This window comes from Aromatoleum evansii, assembly GCF_012910805.1.
GTDB lineage: Bacteria > Pseudomonadota > Gammaproteobacteria > Burkholderiales > Rhodocyclaceae > Aromatoleum > Aromatoleum evansii.
The window spans coordinates 1-420 of the sequence record NZ_WTVK01000256.1; the positions used below are offsets into that span (position 1 = coordinate 1).

The following is a 420-nucleotide window of genomic DNA, read 5'->3' on the forward strand; positions in this document are numbered from 1 at the left end:
CCTCGAGGCTCGCCTCCTTGTGCTCGATGCGCAACTCACCGGCCTGACGAAGATGATCGGGCACGTCCTCGCCGAGGATCTCCATCGCCCGCGCGACGCGGCTGCCCGCGGCGACGGCAGCGCGCGCCGAACGGCGCAGGTTGGCGTCGTCGAAGTTCGCGAGACGGTTCGCGGTGGCCCTCACCTCACGGCGCATGCGGCGCTCCTCCCACACGAGGCGCGCGTCCTCGGCGCCCATGTGGGTGAGCATCGCGCCGATAGCCTCGCCGTCACGGATGACGACGCGGTCGACGCCGCGCACCTCACGCGCCTTTGCGGGCACACCCAGCCGGCGCGCCGCGCCGACGAGGGCGAGGGCGACTTCGGAACCGGGACAGGTGATCTCCAGCGACGACGAACGGCCCGGCTCGGTGAGCGACC

General features: G+C 72.6%; 1 protein-coding gene. It reads right to left on the reverse strand.

What is annotated here, in order from left to right; genetic code table 11:
• Positions 1 to 420, reverse strand: a 420-nt coding sequence (whiA, locus tag GO615_RS30025; RefSeq protein ID WP_169133101.1) for a DNA-binding protein WhiA, incomplete at both ends; no start/stop codon positions are given.